The sequence below is a fragment of the Brenneria alni genome (assembly GCF_003666245.1).
Classification (GTDB): Bacteria; Pseudomonadota; Gammaproteobacteria; order Enterobacterales; family Enterobacteriaceae; genus Brenneria; species Brenneria alni.
Window position 1 is genome coordinate 58,647 of record NZ_MJLZ01000016.1, and the last position, 16,640, is coordinate 75,286.

General features: G+C 54.7%; 18 protein-coding genes and 2 pseudogenes. 7 read left to right on the plus strand and 13 right to left on the minus strand.

Features of this window, described 5'->3' with window-relative positions:
* Positions 1-76: 76 nt before the first annotated feature.
* From BIY29_RS09210 to BIY29_RS09225, 4 genes are read left to right on the plus strand one after another with little or no spacing between them, the layout of a single operon-like run.
* Positions 77-1,705 (plus strand): ABC transporter substrate-binding protein, encoded by a 1,629-nt coding sequence (locus BIY29_RS09210; protein ID WP_121574845.1) that lies wholly within the window; start codon positions 77-79, stop codon positions 1,703-1,705.
* Positions 1,683-2,645: an ABC transporter permease gene (locus BIY29_RS09215; protein ID WP_121574846.1), complete on the plus strand. Its 963-nt coding sequence runs from the start codon at positions 1,683-1,685 to the stop codon at positions 2,643-2,645. The genes BIY29_RS09210 and BIY29_RS09215 overlap by 23 nt, the downstream gene beginning before the upstream one ends.
* Positions 2,635-3,495: an ABC transporter permease gene (locus BIY29_RS09220; RefSeq protein WP_121574847.1), complete on the plus strand. Its 861-nt coding sequence runs from the start codon at positions 2,635-2,637 to the stop codon at positions 3,493-3,495. The genes BIY29_RS09215 and BIY29_RS09220 overlap by 11 nt, the downstream gene beginning before the upstream one ends.
* Positions 3,492-5,171, plus strand: a complete 1,680-nt coding sequence (locus BIY29_RS09225; protein ID WP_121574848.1) for a dipeptide ABC transporter ATP-binding protein — start codon at positions 3,492-3,494, stop codon at positions 5,169-5,171. Before BIY29_RS09220 ends, BIY29_RS09225 begins: the two co-directional genes overlap by 4 nt.
* A gap of 49 nt (positions 5,172-5,220) precedes the next feature.
* On the opposite strand, the gene BIY29_RS09230 is transcribed toward BIY29_RS09225, so the two are convergent.
* The 5 genes from BIY29_RS09230 to nikA all read right to left on the minus strand — a co-directional run bounded on the left by BIY29_RS09230 (position 5,221) and on the right by nikA (position 10,336).
* Positions 5,221-6,000, minus strand: coding sequence for an ABC transporter ATP-binding protein (locus BIY29_RS09230; RefSeq protein ID WP_121574849.1), 780 nt, complete (start codon positions 5,998-6,000; stop codon positions 5,221-5,223).
* Positions 5,984-6,844: an ABC transporter ATP-binding protein gene (locus tag BIY29_RS09235; protein WP_121574850.1), complete on the minus strand. Its 861-nt coding sequence runs from the start codon at positions 6,842-6,844 to the stop codon at positions 5,984-5,986. The genes BIY29_RS09230 and BIY29_RS09235 overlap by 17 nt, the downstream gene beginning before the upstream one ends.
* A complete protein-coding gene (opp1C, locus tag BIY29_RS09240; RefSeq protein WP_121574851.1) occupies positions 6,844-7,671 on the minus strand; it encodes a nickel/cobalt ABC transporter permease in 828 nt (275 codons plus the stop codon). Before opp1C ends, BIY29_RS09235 begins: the two co-directional genes overlap by 1 nt.
* 1 nt (position 7,672) lies before the next feature.
* Complete coding sequence (gene opp1B, locus BIY29_RS09245) at positions 7,673-8,605, minus strand: nickel/cobalt ABC transporter permease (protein WP_121574852.1); 933 nt, start codon at positions 8,603-8,605, stop codon at positions 7,673-7,675.
* Between the two features lie 129 nt (positions 8,606-8,734).
* Complete coding sequence (gene nikA, locus BIY29_RS09250) at positions 8,735-10,336, minus strand: nickel ABC transporter substrate-binding protein (RefSeq protein WP_121574853.1); 1,602 nt, start codon at positions 10,334-10,336, stop codon at positions 8,735-8,737.
* Between the two features lie 249 nt (positions 10,337-10,585).
* On the opposite strand from nikA, the gene BIY29_RS09255 reads away from it, so the two are divergent.
* A complete protein-coding gene (locus BIY29_RS09255) occupies positions 10,586-10,672 on the plus strand; it encodes a SymE family type I addiction module toxin (RefSeq protein WP_121574861.1) in 87 nt (28 codons plus the stop codon).
* Positions 10,673-10,717: 45 nt separating this feature from the next.
* Here the strand turns inward: BIY29_RS09255 and BIY29_RS09260 are convergent, their stop codons facing one another.
* The 6 genes and pseudogenes from BIY29_RS09260 to BIY29_RS09285 all read right to left on the minus strand — a co-directional run.
* A complete protein-coding gene (locus tag BIY29_RS09260) occupies positions 10,718-11,020 on the minus strand; it encodes a hypothetical protein (protein WP_121574854.1) in 303 nt (100 codons plus the stop codon).
* 229 nt (positions 11,021-11,249) lie between these two features.
* Complete coding sequence (locus BIY29_RS20605; RefSeq protein WP_240630061.1) at positions 11,250-11,537, minus strand: hypothetical protein; 288 nt, start codon at positions 11,535-11,537, stop codon at positions 11,250-11,252.
* Between the two features lie 317 nt (positions 11,538-11,854).
* Entirely contained in the window at positions 11,855-12,166 is a 312-nt protein-coding gene (locus tag BIY29_RS09270) for a type II toxin-antitoxin system RelE/ParE family toxin (RefSeq protein WP_121574855.1), read from the minus strand.
* Between the two features lie 5 nt (positions 12,167-12,171).
* Positions 12,172-12,426, minus strand: coding sequence for a type II toxin-antitoxin system ParD family antitoxin (locus tag BIY29_RS09275; RefSeq protein ID WP_121574856.1), 255 nt, complete (start codon positions 12,424-12,426; stop codon positions 12,172-12,174).
* A 34-nt stretch (positions 12,427-12,460) separates the two neighbouring features.
* Positions 12,461-13,090: pseudogene (locus BIY29_RS09280) on the minus strand (tyrosine-type recombinase/integrase); the annotation flags it as partial.
* Positions 13,089-13,856, minus strand: a pseudogene (locus BIY29_RS09285) (CHC2 zinc finger domain-containing protein); the annotation flags it as partial. The pseudogenes BIY29_RS09285 and BIY29_RS09280, both read right to left, overlap by 2 nt.
* 136 nt (positions 13,857-13,992) lie before the next feature.
* Here BIY29_RS09285 and BIY29_RS09290 point away from each other — a divergent pair.
* Entirely contained in the window at positions 13,993-14,349 is a 357-nt protein-coding gene (locus tag BIY29_RS09290; protein WP_308198081.1) for a helix-turn-helix domain-containing protein, read from the plus strand.
* Positions 14,350-14,430: 81 nt separating this feature from the next.
* Entirely contained in the window at positions 14,431-14,667 is a 237-nt protein-coding gene (locus BIY29_RS09295) for a SymE family type I addiction module toxin (protein ID WP_121574858.1), read from the plus strand.
* A gap of 47 nt (positions 14,668-14,714) precedes the next feature.
* Here the strand turns inward: BIY29_RS09295 and BIY29_RS20040 are convergent, their stop codons facing one another.
* Positions 14,715-14,939 carry a hypothetical protein gene (locus BIY29_RS20040; RefSeq protein WP_009112651.1) on the minus strand — a complete coding sequence of 75 codons (225 nt, stop codon included), beginning with the start codon at positions 14,937-14,939 and terminating at the stop codon, positions 14,715-14,717.
* Positions 14,939-16,640, minus strand: a 1,702-nt coding sequence (locus BIY29_RS09300; protein WP_170158909.1) for a VENN motif pre-toxin domain-containing protein, incomplete at its 5' end; no start/stop codon positions are given. The genes BIY29_RS20040 and BIY29_RS09300, both read right to left, overlap by 1 nt.

Sequence of the window (16,640 nt, forward strand, 5' to 3'; positions counted from 1 at the left end):
TTTTACACCTTTACACCATCTCCCTACATTTACAGCACATAAGATAGGCTAACGTAAGATCTTAAGGACTCAGGGAATGGAAAAAAAATCATCAGCGACGCAGTTTCCATCGGCTAAATTGTTCACCGTCGGTGCTCTATCACTGCTTTTTACCCTCACCCCCAGTGCATGGAGCGCAGACAGTACTGACAAACCGGCTCAGGGCGGCGTACTCAATGTCGGACTGGGCAGCGATACGCCAATTATTGATCCGCACATTACCGCCTATGGCGTTACCGCCCTGATTGCCCGCAACGTGGTGGATTCGCTGGTCGGCCAGGCGGAAGATAACCGTTTTACCCCCTGGCTGGCCGAACGCTGGGAAATCAACGACGACAATACGTCCTACACTTTCCATCTGCGCAAAGACGTGACCTTCAGTGACGGCACAAAACTGGACGCCGAGGCGGTAAAATATAATCTGGAACGCATTCTCGATCCGAAAACCACTTCCAGCTATGCCAAATCACTGTTAGGGCCTATCGACAATATCACCACGCCCGACGCCTATACGGTCGTGATTCATTACTCCTCGCCATTTGCGCCGCTGTTACAAGGACTGAGCCTGCCGTATCTGGGCATCCAGTCGCCTGCCTATCTGAAAAACACGCCGAATACCAGCAACACAGTAGTAGGTTCCGGGCCATTTATTCTGGATTCCTTTGTCAAAGGCAGCGGCAGTAAGTTAAGCAAACGTGCGGATTACAACTGGGGGCCGGGTTATGCGAAACATACCGGCCCGGCGTATCTGGACGGCATTACCTTTAAATATCTGCCGGAGGCCTCAGTACGGCTGGGGGCATTGACCAGCGGTCAGATTCAGGCCATTGACGCCGTGCCACCCGCCAATTATCCCTCGGTGAAAAAGAATCCGCGGCTGGACGTGATCACCTATGAAAACCCTGGCATCAACCGCGTACTATACTTCAACACCACCAAAGGGCCGTTCCAGGATGTCAAGGTTCGCCAGGCGTTTCAGAGCGCAGCGGATACCGCAACGGCGGTGAAAGCGGCCTATTTCGGCACGCTGAAAGCGGCGGATAACGTCGTCGGCCCTGCCACCCTGTATTACGATCCCACGGTGAAATCACGCTGGGGATTTGATCTGCAAAAGGCCAACCAGTTGCTGGACAGCGCAGGCTGGAACAGCAAAGACAGCGAGGGCTACCGCACCAAAGACGGCCAACGCCTGACGGTCACTTTCGTCTATGCCACAACCAACGTTGAAGCAGCTGACATCACGCTGTTCCAGGCGATTCAGTATCAGGTCAAACAGGCCGGATTTGCGCTGAAGCTCGATCCGACTGATGCCGGTTCGTTTACCAGCCGCACCAACGCCAATGACTACGACATTGCCTCCAACTATTTCGTCCGCGCCGAGCCGGACATTCTGCGCACGGTGTTCGACTCCAACTACGCCCCGCCCAACGGCAACAACTTTACGCGGATAAGCGTACTGGATGAGAAACTGAGGAGAGCGGTGGGCGCCGGCGACGCTGAACGTAAACAGCTCTATACCGATATTCAACATGACGTTATCGACAAGGCCTATGTTCTCCCTGTCTATATTCCGGCTTACCAGCTCGGTCTGTCGAAGCAGGTACAGGGAATAAGCTGGGCGACCAATGCTAAACCGAACTTCTATGATGTCTGGATTAAACATTAATCTGGCGGGATGCGGCAAACGTTTGTTAACCATTCTGGCTGTGCTCTGGGGCGCAGCCACATTGACGTTTATTGCCGTTAAACTTATTCCCGGCGATCCTATTGCCATTCTCAGCGGCGGCGAAAACGTGGTGGATGATGCTTATCGCGCAGCGCTGACCCGGCAATTCGGCCTTGATCAGCCGCTGTGGATGCAATATCTGCGTTATTGCGCTCAGGCATTGCAGGGTGATTTCGGCATCAGCTACCAATATCGGCAACCGGTGCTGCCGGTTATCTATGACGCCATGCGCGAAACGCTGCCGCTGGCGCTCGGCGGAGTGTCACTGGCGCTGACGCTGGCCATTGCCAGTGCGCTCATCACTGCGGGACGTTACCACCAACTGCGGCGGTTGGTCTCCTGGCTGGAGCTGACGCTGCTCAGTACGCCGGTCTACTGGATCGGGATTGTTCTACTGAGCATTTTCAGTTTTCAACTACAATGGTTTCCGGTTACGGGTAATGACGGCCTGATGTCACTGGTGCTGCCCATCATCACCCTCAGCCTGCCGATAGCGGCGCTTCTCAGCCAGGTACTGCGCGACGGGCTGGAGGAAGCCTTGTCCCAGCCGTTTGCCCTGACGGTACGCACCCGCGGCGTCAGCGAAACCAGTCTGCGAATTCGCCACGCTTTGCGCCATGCGGCGCTGGCGGCGTCAACGCTGACCGGTACGCTGCTGGCCAGCGTGCTTGGCGGTTCGGTATTAACCGAAACGGTGTTCGGACGCGCCGGTATTGGGCAGATTACGCTGCACGCGATTGAAACCCGCGATATGCCATTGGTGCTCGGCATCGTGATGCTATCCGCGCTGCTGTTTGTGGTGATCAACCTGTTGGTGGAAACCCTGTATCTGATTGTCGATCCCCGTTTGCGCAAGAAAGCGAACGCCCATGAGCAGTGAACCCATGACGCTTTCGCGCCGTCACACCCTCTATCGTAACCCCTGGCTTTCCCCCGCGACGTTGCTGCCGGCGGCAATCGTATTCCTGCTGGTGCTGGCGGTATTTTTCCCGGCGCTGTTTACCAGCCGATCGGTTGATGAAATGGATCTTGGCGCGATTCTGCAACCCCCGAGCGGCGATCACTGGTTCGGCACCGATACGCTGGGGCGGGATATCCTGGCCCGGGTGATCCACGGCACCTCACTGTCGTTGAGCATCGGGGCCGGGGCCATGCTGATCGCCTGTCTGGGCGGCGTGCTGCTCGGCACGCTGTCAGTACTCGCTCCGTCGCCAGTGCGTCAGGTGCTGGTGCGTCTGCTGGATATTATGCTGGCTTTCCCCGATCTGCTGCTGGCGCTGCTGGTGATTGCCGTGCTGGGGCGTGGGCCGGAAAATACGCTGCTGGCGGTAGGACTGGCCGGGATTGCAGGCTATGCACGGTTGGTGAGATCACAGGTACTTCAGGTGCGGCTTTCGGGTTACGTGGAACACGCTATCGCGCTGGGAGAACACCCGTTGTATATCGTCGTGCGGCATATCATTCCCAATACCCTGCGCCCACTGCTGATCGTCGCCACCATCGGCGTCGGGCACGCAATCCTGTCTGCGTCCGCGCTGAGTTTTCTTGGATTGGGCGTGGTTCCCCCTACCGCCGAATGGGGAGCACTGCTGGCTGATGGCCGTAACTTCCTGGATATCGCGCCGTGGGTCAGTCTGTTCCCGGCCAGCGTGGTGGCGCTTTCCGTCATTGCCATCACGCTGTTCGGGCGACGTTTACAAACCATTCTGGCAAAAGGCAGCGCATCATGAGTCATCACACCACCACTTCTGCCGACCAGCCGCTGCTGAAGGTACAGGGACTGAGCGTCACTTTCCCCGGTAGCGGGCAAGGTCTGGTGGAGTCGGTGAAAAACCTCAGCTTTCAGGTTAACGCCGGTGAAATTCTGGCGTTGGTCGGGGAATCGGGATCGGGGAAATCGGTTACCGCACGAGCGCTGGTCGGGCTGACGGGCGAACATGCCGATGTTCGCGCCAGCGCCATCGATCTGCTGCGTCACGATGGTAGCCGCTGCGATCTGCGCTACCTGGCCGATCGTGACTGGCGGCATATCCGTGGCCGCGAGATTGGCTTTATTTTGCAAGATGCGCTGGTATCACTCGACCCGTTACGCAAGGTTGGCCAGGAAGTGGCTGAACCGATCCTCACACATCGGCTGCTGCCGCACGCTAAGGTTGCCGATCGGGTTGCGGCGCTGCTGGCACAGGCGGGTATTCCCGATCCGGCTAACCGTGCCGCCCAGTATCCGCATGAACTCTCCGGCGGTTTACGCCAGCGGGCGCTGATTGCGTCGGCGCTGGCAGGCGGCCCTCAGTTGCTGATCGCCGATGAGCCAACCACCGCACTGGACGCCACGGTACAGCAGCAGGTATTGAAGGTGTTCACCGCTCTGGCACAGGCAGGTCATGGCGTGTTGCTGATCACCCACGATCTGGCGGTTGTTTCACAGGTGGCGAACCGGGTGATGGTCATGCAGAAAGGCGCGCTGGTTGAGTACGGTTCCGCTCGTCAGGTTCTGTCGGCGCCGGAACACCCTTATACCCGCCGGTTACTGGCGGCGATCCCGACCGCAGCAACACGCGGCAACTGGCTGGCGGGCGAAAATCCGCTGCGCGATCTCCCTGCGGGCGCCTTATCGTCGGTAGCTTCCCACGCCGAAACGATCTCTGACGCTGCGCTGAAAGTGGATCAGGTGTCGGTTGCCTTTACCCGTCCTGACGGCAGCCGCATGAATGCCGTCAGCCGGGTATCGTTGCAGGTGGGACGCGGAGAAACGCTGGGTATTGTCGGGGAGTCCGGTTCGGGAAAAACCACGCTGGGGAAAATCATTCTGGCATTGCAGAAACCAGATCATGGTGAAGTATGGCTGGCTGGCAGCCCCTGGAGCGCGTTGCCGGAGCGTAAACGCCGCCCACTGCGCGCCAGGATCCAGACCATTACCCAGGATCCGCTTGGCTCGTTCGATCCACAATTCACCGTGGCACAGATCCTCCAGCAGCCGCTGCGGTTGAGGCGCGACCTCAGACAAACCGATCGACAACAGCGGATCCTGACCCTGCTGGCGCAGGTCGGGCTGACGCCTGACCTGCTGTCCCGACGCCCGACCGAACTTTCCGGCGGTCAGCGGCAGCGGGTGTCGATCGCTCAGGCGCTGGCTTCCGAGCCTGATATTCTGATCTGCGACGAGCCGGTTTCCGCGCTGGACGTCACCACCCAGGCGCAGGTGCTGGATCTGCTGGTGGCGCTACAGCGTCAGCTACGGCTTTCCATGCTGTTTATCTCCCACGATCTCGGCGTGGTGCAACATATGAGCCACCGGATTGCGGTAATGAAAGATGGCGAAATCATCGAAACCGGGCCGGTAGAGCAGATATTCAGCCAGCCGCAGCACCCCTATACCCGGTTGTTGCTGTCAACGGTGAACTAAGGTCTGAAAACGCGACGGCAGCTACCGTGCAAAACGGCATTCAACGTCATTAAAACGCCATCACCGCCTGTAAAAGCTGTCGCGCATACGGGTGCTGTACCCGCCCCAGCATCGCCATGTCGTCGACCCGTTCAATCACGCGGCCCTGCTGCAAAAAAATGACCCGCTGACACAGATAAGTAATGGCGGTCAGATCGTGACTGATAAACAGATAGGTCAGCCCCAGTTGCTGGCGCAGGTCTGCAAGCAAATCAAGGATCTGAACCTGCACAGTGACATCCAACGCGCTGACCGCTTCATCCAGCACCATGAAATCGGGCTGGCTGGCAATGGCGCGGGCGATACAGACACGCTGCATCTGCCCGCCACTGAGCTGATGCGGGAAACGCTCACAGACATCGTCCGTCAGCCCCACCTGCTCCAGTAACGCCACAACCTGCCGCCGCACGTTATCACGCCGGATAGCGCTCCGCACCAGTAACGGCTCAGACACAATATTCAATACATTCATAAAGGGATTGGCCGACGAGGTGTAATCCTGAAAAACCGCGCTGACGCGCATCAGCCCTTTACGCCGCGGTTGCCAGAACCGTGACGGCGCATACAGCGATTGCCCCGCCAGCTTGACCTGCCCGCTTTTTGGCGCTTCCAGCCCCAGCAAAATACGCCCCAGGGTGCTTTTGCCGCTGCCGCTCTCACCGATAATCCCCAAACACTCGCCAGCCCGGGCACTGAACGACACGCCATTCAATACCGGCAACCATTTGGCGCCGCCATCCTGAGAGCGATAGCCGTGATGCACATTGTTCACTTCAAGCAAGATGCTCACTGACGGCCTCCTGATAGCGCTCTTCCCGACTGCGTTGCGGCGTGTCAACCACAGCATGAAAACGCTGCTGCAATGCCCGGCGCGATTCCACCAGATAGCGGGTATGCTGATGCTGCGGCTGGCGCAGTACCTGCTGAACATCACCCTGTTCCACCGCATGTCCCTGATGCATCACCAGCACCCGATCGGCAATATGATTTACCACACCGAAATCGTGTGAAATAAACAGCATGGTGGTGCCCAGACGTTCACGAATCGCGCTAAATTCCTGCATGATGTCGTACTGAGTCACCGAATCGAGGGCGGTGGTAGGTTCATCAGCAATCAGCAGTTGCGGCTCCAGCGCCAACGCAATGGCAATCATGACCCGTTGCAGCATTCCCCCACTGATTTGACAAGGATATTTATCAAATAACAGCACGACATCGCGCAGCCGGACTCGTTGCATCATCTCCAGCGCCAATGCGCGTGCATCACGCTTATTCAACGCCAGATGCACGCGAAAGGTCTCCGTCATCTGGCTGCCGAGCGTCTGTAAGGGATCGAACGCGCTCATCGGGTGTTGCAGGATCATACCGATGGTTTTACCGCGCTGACGACGCATGGCATTCGGTTCCTGCGCCAGCAAATCAATGCCATTCAACCAGGCTTGCCCTGCCTGGGTGAATTGCCCGCCCAACAGCCCCATGAGCGCACGACAGGTCAGGCTTTTACCGCTCCCGCTTTCGCCGACGATGCCAAGACATGCGTGGCGGGGCAGCGCGAAAGAAATATCATGCAGCAACCGACGCCCTCCAGACACCAGACCAACCTGCAAATTCTCTACCCGTAATAGCTCGCTCATCAGTGAGACTCCCGAGGGTCCAGCGCGTCACGCAAGCAGTCACCCAGCAGATTAAATGCCGCCACCACCACCAAAATCGCCAGCCCCGGCGCCAGCATCTGCGTCGGATGGCTCATCATCACTTTCTGCGCTTCACTTAACATCGTCCCCCACTCGGCGGTCGGCGCCTGTACGCCCAGCCCGAGGAACGACAGCGCGGAGATATTCAGGATCACCCAACCGGTATCAAGCGTTGCCAGCACCACGATCTCCGATAGCGTATTCGGCAACAAATGACGCCGCAGGATAAACCACAGCGGCGTTCCGCTGGCCCGCGAAAACAGGACATAGTTTTTCTGGCTGTGTTTGATAACGATCCCGCGGATCATGCGGGTATACCATGCCCACTTCACCAGGATATTGGCCAGGATCACATTAAAGATCCCAACGCCAAGTATCCCGACAATCGCCAGGATCATAATCTGGCTGGGGAACGACAGCATGATATCGCAACAGCGCATCATCACCTCATCCAGCGTTCCCCGAAAATAGCCGGATAAAAAACCAAACAGGCAACCGATCACAATGGTGATCGTCATAGTGAGCAGCGCCAGAAAAAGCGTAGTCTGAACACCAAACATCAGGCGTGATAACACACAACGCCCCAGATGGTCGGAGCCCAGCGGAAAACGTGCGCTGAAGTCAGCATATTTGCGCGCAATATTGATTTTATTAGGATCGTTGGGCGCCAGCCACGGGGCAAAAACCCCGATAATGACCACCGTCACGATCACCAGCAGACAGAGCAGTGCGACTTTATCGCGCAACAGTTTGTGCGAAAACAGCATATTATCCCTCATGCCGCAGAGCAGGATCCATCCAGCGCTGAATGATATCCACCAACAGATTGCAGATCACAAACAGCACCCCCATCATCAGGATATAAGCCTGAATTACCGGATAATCACGGTTAAAAATAGCCGAAATACATAACCGCCCTACTCCCGGCCAGGCAAAGATATTTTCTATAATCACCGTCCCGGCCAGCAGTTGCGGAATACTCATCCCCAGCGCGGTGATACTGCTGTGCAGCGAGTTTTTCAGTACATGACGCAGAATGATGCTTTTTTCAGTCAGCCCGCGGGCTCGGGCATAATACACATAATACTGCTGCATATTTTCCAGCATATTATTACGGATCAGGCGGATATAGATTGCCACATAAACCATCGACAACGTGACGGCAGGCAGAATGATATGCGCAAAGGTGCCGCTGCCGCTGGTTGGCAGCAAATCCCATGACAAAGCAAACCACCAGATGAGCAATAATCCTAGCCAGTAACTGGGCATCGCCGTACCGAGGAACACCAGCGAGCGGATCAGGCGATCAAAAACGCTATCTTTATAGACCGCGCTCAGAACCCCCAGTGGAACGCTGACGCACAGGATGATGACCAGAGACAACGCGGCAAGCGCCAGCGTCGCCGGTAAACAACGGGCGATCTCATCCAGTACCAGGCGATTGTTAATGTAGGAATAGCCAAAATCCAGCCGCACGGCATCATACAGCCAATAGAGATAACGGATCAGAAAGGGGCGATCCAACCCCAGTTGCTGACGCATCTCAGCGATAGACTCTGGCGTCGGAATGATTTCATTCACCCGTAAGGCAACTTCTGCCGGATCGGCTGGCACCAGATTTAATAACAAAAAAGACAGGAATGAGATCCCCAGCAAAATCGGTAACGTCAGCAGTAAACGACGGCAGAGATATCTTTTCACACAGCAACCTATAATTTCGCAGGCAGAGTGACAAAACAGCCCGATATATCCGTCACTCTTTATAAGCCCCCGCTTTTTAAATCACCATGCAGGGGCTTCAGTCGACGGATATATCAGGCTCGCCTCTCGTTAATCGCGGTACATGCGATCAAACGGGATCTCAAATTGTGATGGATTGAAACCCACGCCTTTCAGGCTCTTCACATAGACTGCACGGTTACGTTCATAGGTCAGCGGAATATAGACCGCTTCCTCATGCAACGTGGTCAGTACATAGCGATACAGCTCCTGACGCTCTTTTTCATCGGTGGTGATCAAGCTGCGTGCAATGCTGCTATCAATCTGCTTTTTCTGCGTCAGCCCCTGTTGCGCCGCGTAATCACCATAGACCGGCATTTTCATGCCAGACAAGAACGACTGCGGATCATAAGGGGTGCCCCAGGAGATATTAAACACGATATCGAATTTACCGGCTTTCTGACGGTCACGATATGCCTGTTCTTCTTCACCATATAGCTTAAGTTCAATGCCCAATTCCGCAAATTCATTTTGCAGATATTCAGCGACGACTTTCTGCGAGGCGGTGTTGCTGTCGTAGTAAATACCGATGGATAGCGGTTTTCCGTCTTTCTGACGCCAGGGTTGCCCGCTTTTCTGCTGCCAGCCCGCCGCATCCAGCAGCTTTTTAGCCTGATCCAGATCGTAGGCATACGGTTTCAGGTCGATATTGCTGTACGGCACATTTTTCGCCAGCAGCGTATCAGCAGGGACTTCACTGCCGTTAAAAATCCCTTCCGCGATATCGACTTTATTCACCGCGTGCTGCAACGCCTGACGCACACGCACGTCTTTCAGGTTTTCCGACGTCGTGTTAATCAACAACATGCGGGTCGAAACCGGCTCAGATAACTGCGTAGTGAATTTTTTATCTTTACTCAGTTGGGCAAACGCATCGGCATCAATCATGTTTTTACCGTAAATCAGCTCGATTTCCCCTTTCTGTAAAGCCAGTAAACGGGTTTGCGTATCGGGAATAACCTTCATCACCACTTTTTCCAGCTTCGGTTTTTCCCCCCAGTAATAAGGGTTAAGCGTAAACACGGAATACTCATCGGTTTTATGCTCGCTCATCACATAAGGGCCAGTGCCGATATAAGCATTAACGCCTTGCTTCGTTCCCCCGTCTTTCATCGCCGCAGGTGAAATAAAACGCATCGGGCGGGTAACCGCCAACTCAATCAGGAAGGGATAGTAAGCCTCTTTCAGCGTAAAACGCAGGCGGTGTTCATCCAGCGCATCGACCTTGTCAATGATGCGCACCATCTCCAGCCAGCCATGACGTTCGCGGTTAGCCAGTACCGCATCAATATTCTGTTTAGCGGTCTGCGCATTGAACACCACCCCATCACTGAATTTCACATCGGAACGCAGTGTAAAGGTATACACCTTGCCATCCGCCGAGGTTTCCCATTTTTCAGCCAGCCAGGGCTGGATCCCCTGCGGAGTCACTTTAACCAGTGATTCATACAACATGTTCTGCGCCCAAATCTCGCCGGAGTAAATATGCGGGTTGAGATCACGGGTATCGCGGAAATTAGCGAAGATCAGTGACTGGGGCTCTTGAGCGGCAACCGGATTGCAAAACAACGGGGAAAGGCAGAACAACAGAGAGGTAATGAAGCGAAAGGACTTGCTTTTTCCACCATGCGAAACAGATTTTAATTCAGACATAGTAATAATCCATTTACCAAGAGATGCACCGAAGCGCAGAAGTTAAAAAAGTGACATAAAACCGTCTGCCATTTTACTGAGACAGACCAACAAATGATACTCATTATCGTTTCAAAAATTATGATGTAGCGCAGAGAAATTAAACAGAAATCATGTCCATCACTGATTTAACACCGCAATGACTGTTGGCTTACTGTTTACCGATCTCCCGCACACGGTGAATTGTAGCTTAAACTCAGTGGCAATTGGCTGAAAGCGGCGGGATTTGGCACGGATACCCCGGTGATCATCACCGTTGAGCACGGCCAGTTGCTGATCCGCATTGTGGCTGAGTGACAGACAAAAAAATCCCGGCCTGTTTTAGGGGCCGGGATTTGTTTTTTATTTCAATAACCTGAGTAATTCATTGATTAGTTCGGAAGCATCATGTTTATAGCCTGATTCCCAGCGAGTTTGCCAGTCCACAGAACGACCTTCATTTTCCCATTCGGATAAGGCAAGTGCGTTAACGATTTCCAGCTCAAACCATATCTGCCGGTAATTTTCCCTGCTTTGTTCATCCTCAAAAAGCTCACTCAACTGAGGCAGATCTTCCGCATAACTGACGAACTTTGCAAAGCTGACAACGTCATTTAGCGAGCTAAACGCATATTCACAGATAGCATTCTTTTTATTTGTCGCCATATTTAACCGTTACCACTCTTCCAGATTCATTCGTTACCACAGACACTTTACTTTCAGGATCAAAATGTACTGTTGTTCCACCTCGGCTGGGTGTCGATTTCCCATTCTTAATCATATTTTCGACAACAGAAGGGGTATTCCTCGATCCTGCATTCTGTCTAAGGCATGTCCTGAATATTCCCGATTACTTATTGTACCTGGTTGATTTCTGGTAGGTTGATAAGTTGGATTACTGGGTTGATTCATCGGATTGCGCAGTCTTGGCTTCTGCAAAGCTCTTTATTGTCCCGACTACCGGTACAAAATCTAAACCAGCATATGAAAAACCTGCCAGTAGTTCATCACGATGCGCTTCCATTTTCGCACCACAGGCTTCGGCACTAAGTCCGACACAATTTTGTGCCTTGTACTCCTCTACAGCAGCAACAAGCTGCTTCTGCGCATTCTGGTACTTCTCTTCCTGCGATACACCAGAGACTTGCTGCTCGGCGATTTCCGCCAAAGAGTTATTCTCCACAACAACTTCTTCCGTTGCGAAGCCAGCCAGCGAACACCACTTTTCCCTTTGCAGTCAGCCAGTTACACCCAGATTTTCCTGATGCATTTCGATGCCCGGACGCCAAAGCCCCGATACGCGTTTTTAGCCCCCGGCACGCTACCGCCCCGCCGTGGCCTCCCTGCCTGCAACGGCTACATCATAGCAGCGGCGCAAGCCGCTGCCATTAGTCGTTTTTGAGCCGCACCCCGTGATGCCTTAGCCGAACAAGGCAAGAGGGGCGCCACGGACGGTGCAGCGTTTGCCCTGCACCGCACTGCGGCCTTGAAGAGAATGAGCTAACTTTTGTCACCGTCTGGTATCCCGGAGAACAGATTGTCGATATCACGCGCCCCATGCAAGACACGCTCGATCCTGACCTCCGTATCCGTCGTGCCATACAGGATAAGATAACGACCATAGGCACAACTTCGAATGGATTGTCCCAGTTCTGGACGCTCACGGTAGAGCCAGGGATTGTCGCTTATTACACAACACTGCCGATACAGGTCTTCGGTAAAACTCAGCGCCCGTACCGGGTTATCTTGCGCGATATAATCGCCTATCGCTTCGATATCCTGCTCTGCCAGCGGTGATACAGTCAGTTTCATTCCGCTTACTCACCTTCAGCCATGCGCCGGTATTTCTGCGACAGACGCCCGAACACCGCTTCAGCATCCTTGCCTTTTCCGCTGTTCACGCCCAACGATACCGCCGTCCGTAGCGCATCAAGCTTTACCTGTTGCTCTCGCTCCTCCAGTGCCCGCAACCCTGCACGGATGACCTCGCTAACATTGTTGTAACGACCACTTTCGATTTGTTCACGGATAAATTGCTCGAAGTAAGGACTTAACGCGATACTGGTTGCCATCATTGCCTCCAACCACACAAGATACTATCTATTATTATCTGTTAGTATTTTCTTCCTCTCCCGTTCCGTCAACCCCTTCCTTCTGATGCACCTCATCTTCCGTCGTCAGGTCGGCCAGCAGCCCGGTTTCCTCCTCGTCCGGCCATTCGCCGTCTGCATCCCGCTCCGCCGGGTGTGTACTCGCATGCACCGCCGACAGCGCACGGATTGAGACCTGCGTGTAGATTTGCGTTGATTCGATACTCGCATGGCCCAGCATCGCCTGTATCCACCGGATATCCGCCCCGTTCTCCAGCATCTGCGTCGCCATCGCATGGCGGAACAGGTGACAGCTTCCCCACGGCGCGAGACCCGATGCCCTGAGGTAGTGGCCTACCAGATGGGTGATACCGTTCGCCGTCAGTCCCGCTACCCCGTCCAGCGCCACGAACAATGCCGTGATGTCCGGGTTGACCAACAGGTGTGGCCTCACCGCCTGCACGTAATGCGCTATCCAGCGTAATGCCCGGTTTCCTATCGGGATAACCCGGTCTTTCCTCCCCTTGCCCTGTCTCACCGTCACCGTTTTTCTTGAAGCGTCCACGCTGTAAACATCCAGCTTCGCCACTTCACCCCGCCGCAGCCCCGTTGACCACAGCAGCTCCATCAGCGCCCGGTCACGGATGCAGATGCTTTGCAGAGCCTTTCTTCACCGCATAGTCCGCCGTGGTTCGGCGACCGTACAACTGCAACACCCGCCCGCGCTGCGCCACGTTCGCCGATGCCGACCAGCCCACGACCGGCATCACCACGCAGCCCCGGAAGTGGTCTTGTCGTGTGGTCGCCCGCAGCACCCCCAGCCCGGCCAGCCGCTCACGCAGCGCTTTCCCTTCCTTGCTGCTTGACGTGGACGGCAACAGCCCCGCGCTGCCGCCGATCCCGTGATGACCGGCGAACCCTAAGCGGAAGTGGCTTATCAGTTCAGGATGGTTCAGTCCGCGACTGACCAGCCACTGCTGCGCCTCCGGGTTGGTCAGCAGATTGTGGTGATAGAAGTCGATAACCTGATGCAGCAACGCCTGACCGTCATCATCCAGGTCAGACAGCGGAGTACGCGCCACCGGCGGCGAAGCCGATACCGGCACGGCGGCTAAAGAAGAAGGATTACCGGCCAGTTCCCGCAGCCGCAGCAGGGTTTGCGGGTAGGTCAGTTTTTCGGTCTGTTGCAGCCAGTCCAGCACCGACCCTGACGCCCCGTAGCCAAAGCAGTGATACAGGTTCTTTGACGGCGTGATGACGCAGGACGGCGTTTTCTCCCGGTGGAACGGACACAGGCACACATGGCTGTCGTCACCCTGCTTTTTCAGCACATGACCCTGACCCTGCGCCACGGTCAGCAGCGACACCTCACGCTTGAGTCGCGCCAGTTCTGCCGGTGTCATTCGTCCCATTCCGTCGCTCCTGTAAAAAACACGTCAAGACCATATATATGTTTTAATATGGTACATCATGATGTATATTTAGCAAGTGCTGTTTTTTCGAGGGGGTAATATCATGCGCACGACATCTCACTGGTATCTGCTCACTATGTCATTACCTGTCCGGTTAAACGCATTACGTAAAAAGCTCGGCTTGTCCCAGCAGGCAATGGCTGATGCTGTCGGCCTGCATGTTAACAGTTGGAAGAAGTACGAGAGCGGGCAGGCCATGCCGTCGCTGGATGCACTCAAGAAGATTGCGACCACGCTGCATGTCAGTACCGATTACTTGCTGTTTGAAGAACATGAACGTGGCCCGAGCGACACGCTGACGCTTCAGTTTGAGGCCGTCAGCCAGTTGCCAGAGAACGAGCAGGCGATAGTCCGCGAAGTGCTGGAGAGTCTGATTATCAAGTACCAGTCCCGACGCTGGGACTCCGCCAGGAAGACGGTTAAAGAAGAGTAGCAGAGACAGGATTTAACGCGTCGCTGACGGGTTGCACCCCATCAGCGACGCTCACCACAACTAACTGATTAGGAGTTAATTATGGCTAGGCAGCATCATAAGTCAGAACCCGCCACACCCCAAGCATTACGACACCTGAAAGTCGGCTATGTCAGCCGCCGCCACGCCGACCGCAACGATATGACCCGCTATTACAGCCGCAGCCCCAGCCTCCACCTCAAGGGCCACTGGCTGGAAGCGGCGGGATTTGGCACCGATACCCCGGTGATTGTCACCGTTGAGCACGGCCAACTGCTGATCCGCATTGTGGCTGAATGACGGATAAAAAATCCCGGCCTTTTTAGGGGCCGGGATTTATCAAGGATTCAGCGATAATAAAAATACCAAAAAATAAAACCAGCAGGTGGCCCCATCCAAGTGAGTTTGAGGCAGACAAAAAAATCATCTAATGAGAACGGAAAGTTTTCATTCATATTCCAAGCTAACCAAGCACCTAATAAACGTCCAAACATTGTCAAAATAAACAACACTACGCTCATCGCACAGCATAAATATAAAAGGTTAAGTAATGATTTAGTGCTATTTTTCATCACTTGCCTACACCGTCTTTCAACTTATCCTGAACCATACCAGATACGGCAGAATCACCGATATTACCTACTATCGATGGTAATGGATGTTGGGGTGCTGGTTTAGTTATTGTCCAGACACCTGTTGGGACCCATTCATACTGCTTTGATATTGGATTTAGTTTTTTATCAAATGGCACTTTGATAACGTTACCTGCTGCATAACCCGCTGAAGCCCCGACTTTACTCAGCAACGCCGCCATAAACGGATCATCGCCGCTGATTTCAGCCTGGTAATAGCCGCCAGCCGCGTTCCATGCCATCGTTGGGTTGTAACCTTTACCGGCGGTAATCCCACCAACGATTACTGAACCAATTACATCCGACAGTTTTACTTCACCTGTCGTACCATATTGGATACCAGCCCCTAAGCCAGCACCTACGCCCACAGCAATAAGCTGTTCTTTTGTGTTATTCACTGCATTAGTAATAATTGCCTTCCCGCCCATTATTGCTACTGGCCAGGAGGTTGGGGTCATTACCACATCCATGATTCGATCACCGGTTGTAATATTATCCGCCAGGAATTTAAGATCCGTTCCGTTGAGATAATTCACCAGTGCTGCGGCACTTGGATCTTTCAGCTTTTCATCCAGTCTGATTTGATGCGGGTTAGCATCATTCGCCACATTGGTCGCCCCCTGTATCAGTTCCTGCCAGCTCACACAGGCAACGCCGCCACCGGTACAGGCTTCAATCAGTTCCTTACTGTTTTTATTGCTAATGTCGATATATTTCTCGACCACCTTATTACAATCACCGCCAGAGGCTTTGCAGTCCTGCATTTCTTTATCAAGCTGACGAGCTTCTTTTGAACTCAGATAGTTATTCTCCACCGTCGTCTTCCCGGCCTGGGCGCTGGCAAGGGCCGATGCGGCGCTGTCTCCCACAAGACCTCCGGCCAGACCGGATGCGAGAGTGGCTAGCGCTGAGACGGTCTGCTTTTGTGTCTCGTCGAGTTCGTCTGCCGCCTTATCGTACATCTGGCTGGCGATAATGCCAATCAGTTCCCCGGTTGCCGCTCCCGCCGCGCCTGCCAGCGCGCTCTGTCCCTGTGCCGCCGCCAGCGCCGCGTTCACCACCGCGTGCGCCGCGACTTTGCCCGTGTCATCCAGTCCGCTGTAATGACCGATAACCTCTGCAACATAAGGCGCTGCTCCGCCTGCCAGCGCCGCTTGCAAATCGCTTCCGGCCAGTCCCTGCACCGCCGCCGTCGCCGCCTGAATCGCCTGCTGGTATTGCCCGCCCGTGCCAAACCCGGATGCTTTCAGCGCACTGTCGTAGGCCGTCTGGTAGAGTTGGCCTGAGATATCATCGCTGCTTGCGGTTTTACCCGGATTCGCTTTTTCCCAGTCCCCTTTCGCCGCCTGCCGTTCCTCCGCCGTCGCGTTCGCCAGCTTCTCTTTCGCTGCCTTCGTTGCCTGGATACTGCCTTCCGTGCGCGCAATATCCGCCACCTGATTGCCGATTTCGCCTATCAACTGCGTCTGTTGCAACCGCTGCTGCTCTTTCTCCTTATCGAAAATCGGTGAGAGCGTCTGGTTGGCGTGCTCCACATCACGGCTCAGGCTCGCCACATCCTGCGTCTGCCTGTTCGGGTCGCGAAGGGTTATCGTGCCTGCGGATACCGCCGCACGGGTGGTGCCGCTGTCATGGCCTTCA

Excerpts from the sequence above, each read along its gene's own strand:
- BIY29_RS09210 (WP_121574845.1), top strand. The coding sequence starts at position 77 with ATGGAAAAAAAATCATCAGCGACGCAGTTTCCATCGGCTAAATTGTTC.
- BIY29_RS09235 (WP_121574850.1), bottom strand. The coding sequence starts at position 6,844 with ATGAGCGAGCTATTACGGGTAGAGAATTTGCAGGTTGGTCTGGTGTCT.
- BIY29_RS20040 (WP_009112651.1), bottom strand. The coding sequence starts at position 14,939 with ATGAAAAATAGCACTAAATCATTACTTAACCTTTTATATTTATGCTGT.
- BIY29_RS09275 (WP_121574856.1), bottom strand. The coding sequence starts at position 12,426 with ATGGCAACCAGTATCGCGTTAAGTCCTTACTTCGAGCAATTTATCCGT.
- opp1C (WP_121574851.1), bottom strand. The coding sequence starts at position 7,671 with ATGCTGTTTTCGCACAAACTGTTGCGCGATAAAGTCGCACTGCTCTGT.
- BIY29_RS09215 (WP_121574846.1), top strand. The coding sequence starts at position 1,683 with ATGATGTCTGGATTAAACATTAATCTGGCGGGATGCGGCAAACGTTTG.
- BIY29_RS09220 (WP_121574847.1), top strand. The coding sequence starts at position 2,635 with ATGAGCAGTGAACCCATGACGCTTTCGCGCCGTCACACCCTCTATCGT.
- BIY29_RS09270 (WP_121574855.1), bottom strand. The coding sequence starts at position 12,166 with ATGAAACTGACTGTATCACCGCTGGCAGAGCAGGATATCGAAGCGATA.
- BIY29_RS09225 (WP_121574848.1), top strand. The coding sequence starts at position 3,492 with ATGAGTCATCACACCACCACTTCTGCCGACCAGCCGCTGCTGAAGGTA.
- BIY29_RS09290 (WP_308198081.1), top strand. The coding sequence starts at position 13,993 with ATGTCATTACCTGTCCGGTTAAACGCATTACGTAAAAAGCTCGGCTTG.
- BIY29_RS09260 (WP_121574854.1), bottom strand. The coding sequence starts at position 11,020 with ATGGCGACAAATAAAAAGAATGCTATCTGTGAATATGCGTTTAGCTCG.
- BIY29_RS09295 (WP_121574858.1), top strand. The coding sequence starts at position 14,431 with ATGGCTAGGCAGCATCATAAGTCAGAACCCGCCACACCCCAAGCATTA.
- nikA (WP_121574853.1), bottom strand. The coding sequence starts at position 10,336 with ATGTCTGAATTAAAATCTGTTTCGCATGGTGGAAAAAGCAAGTCCTTT.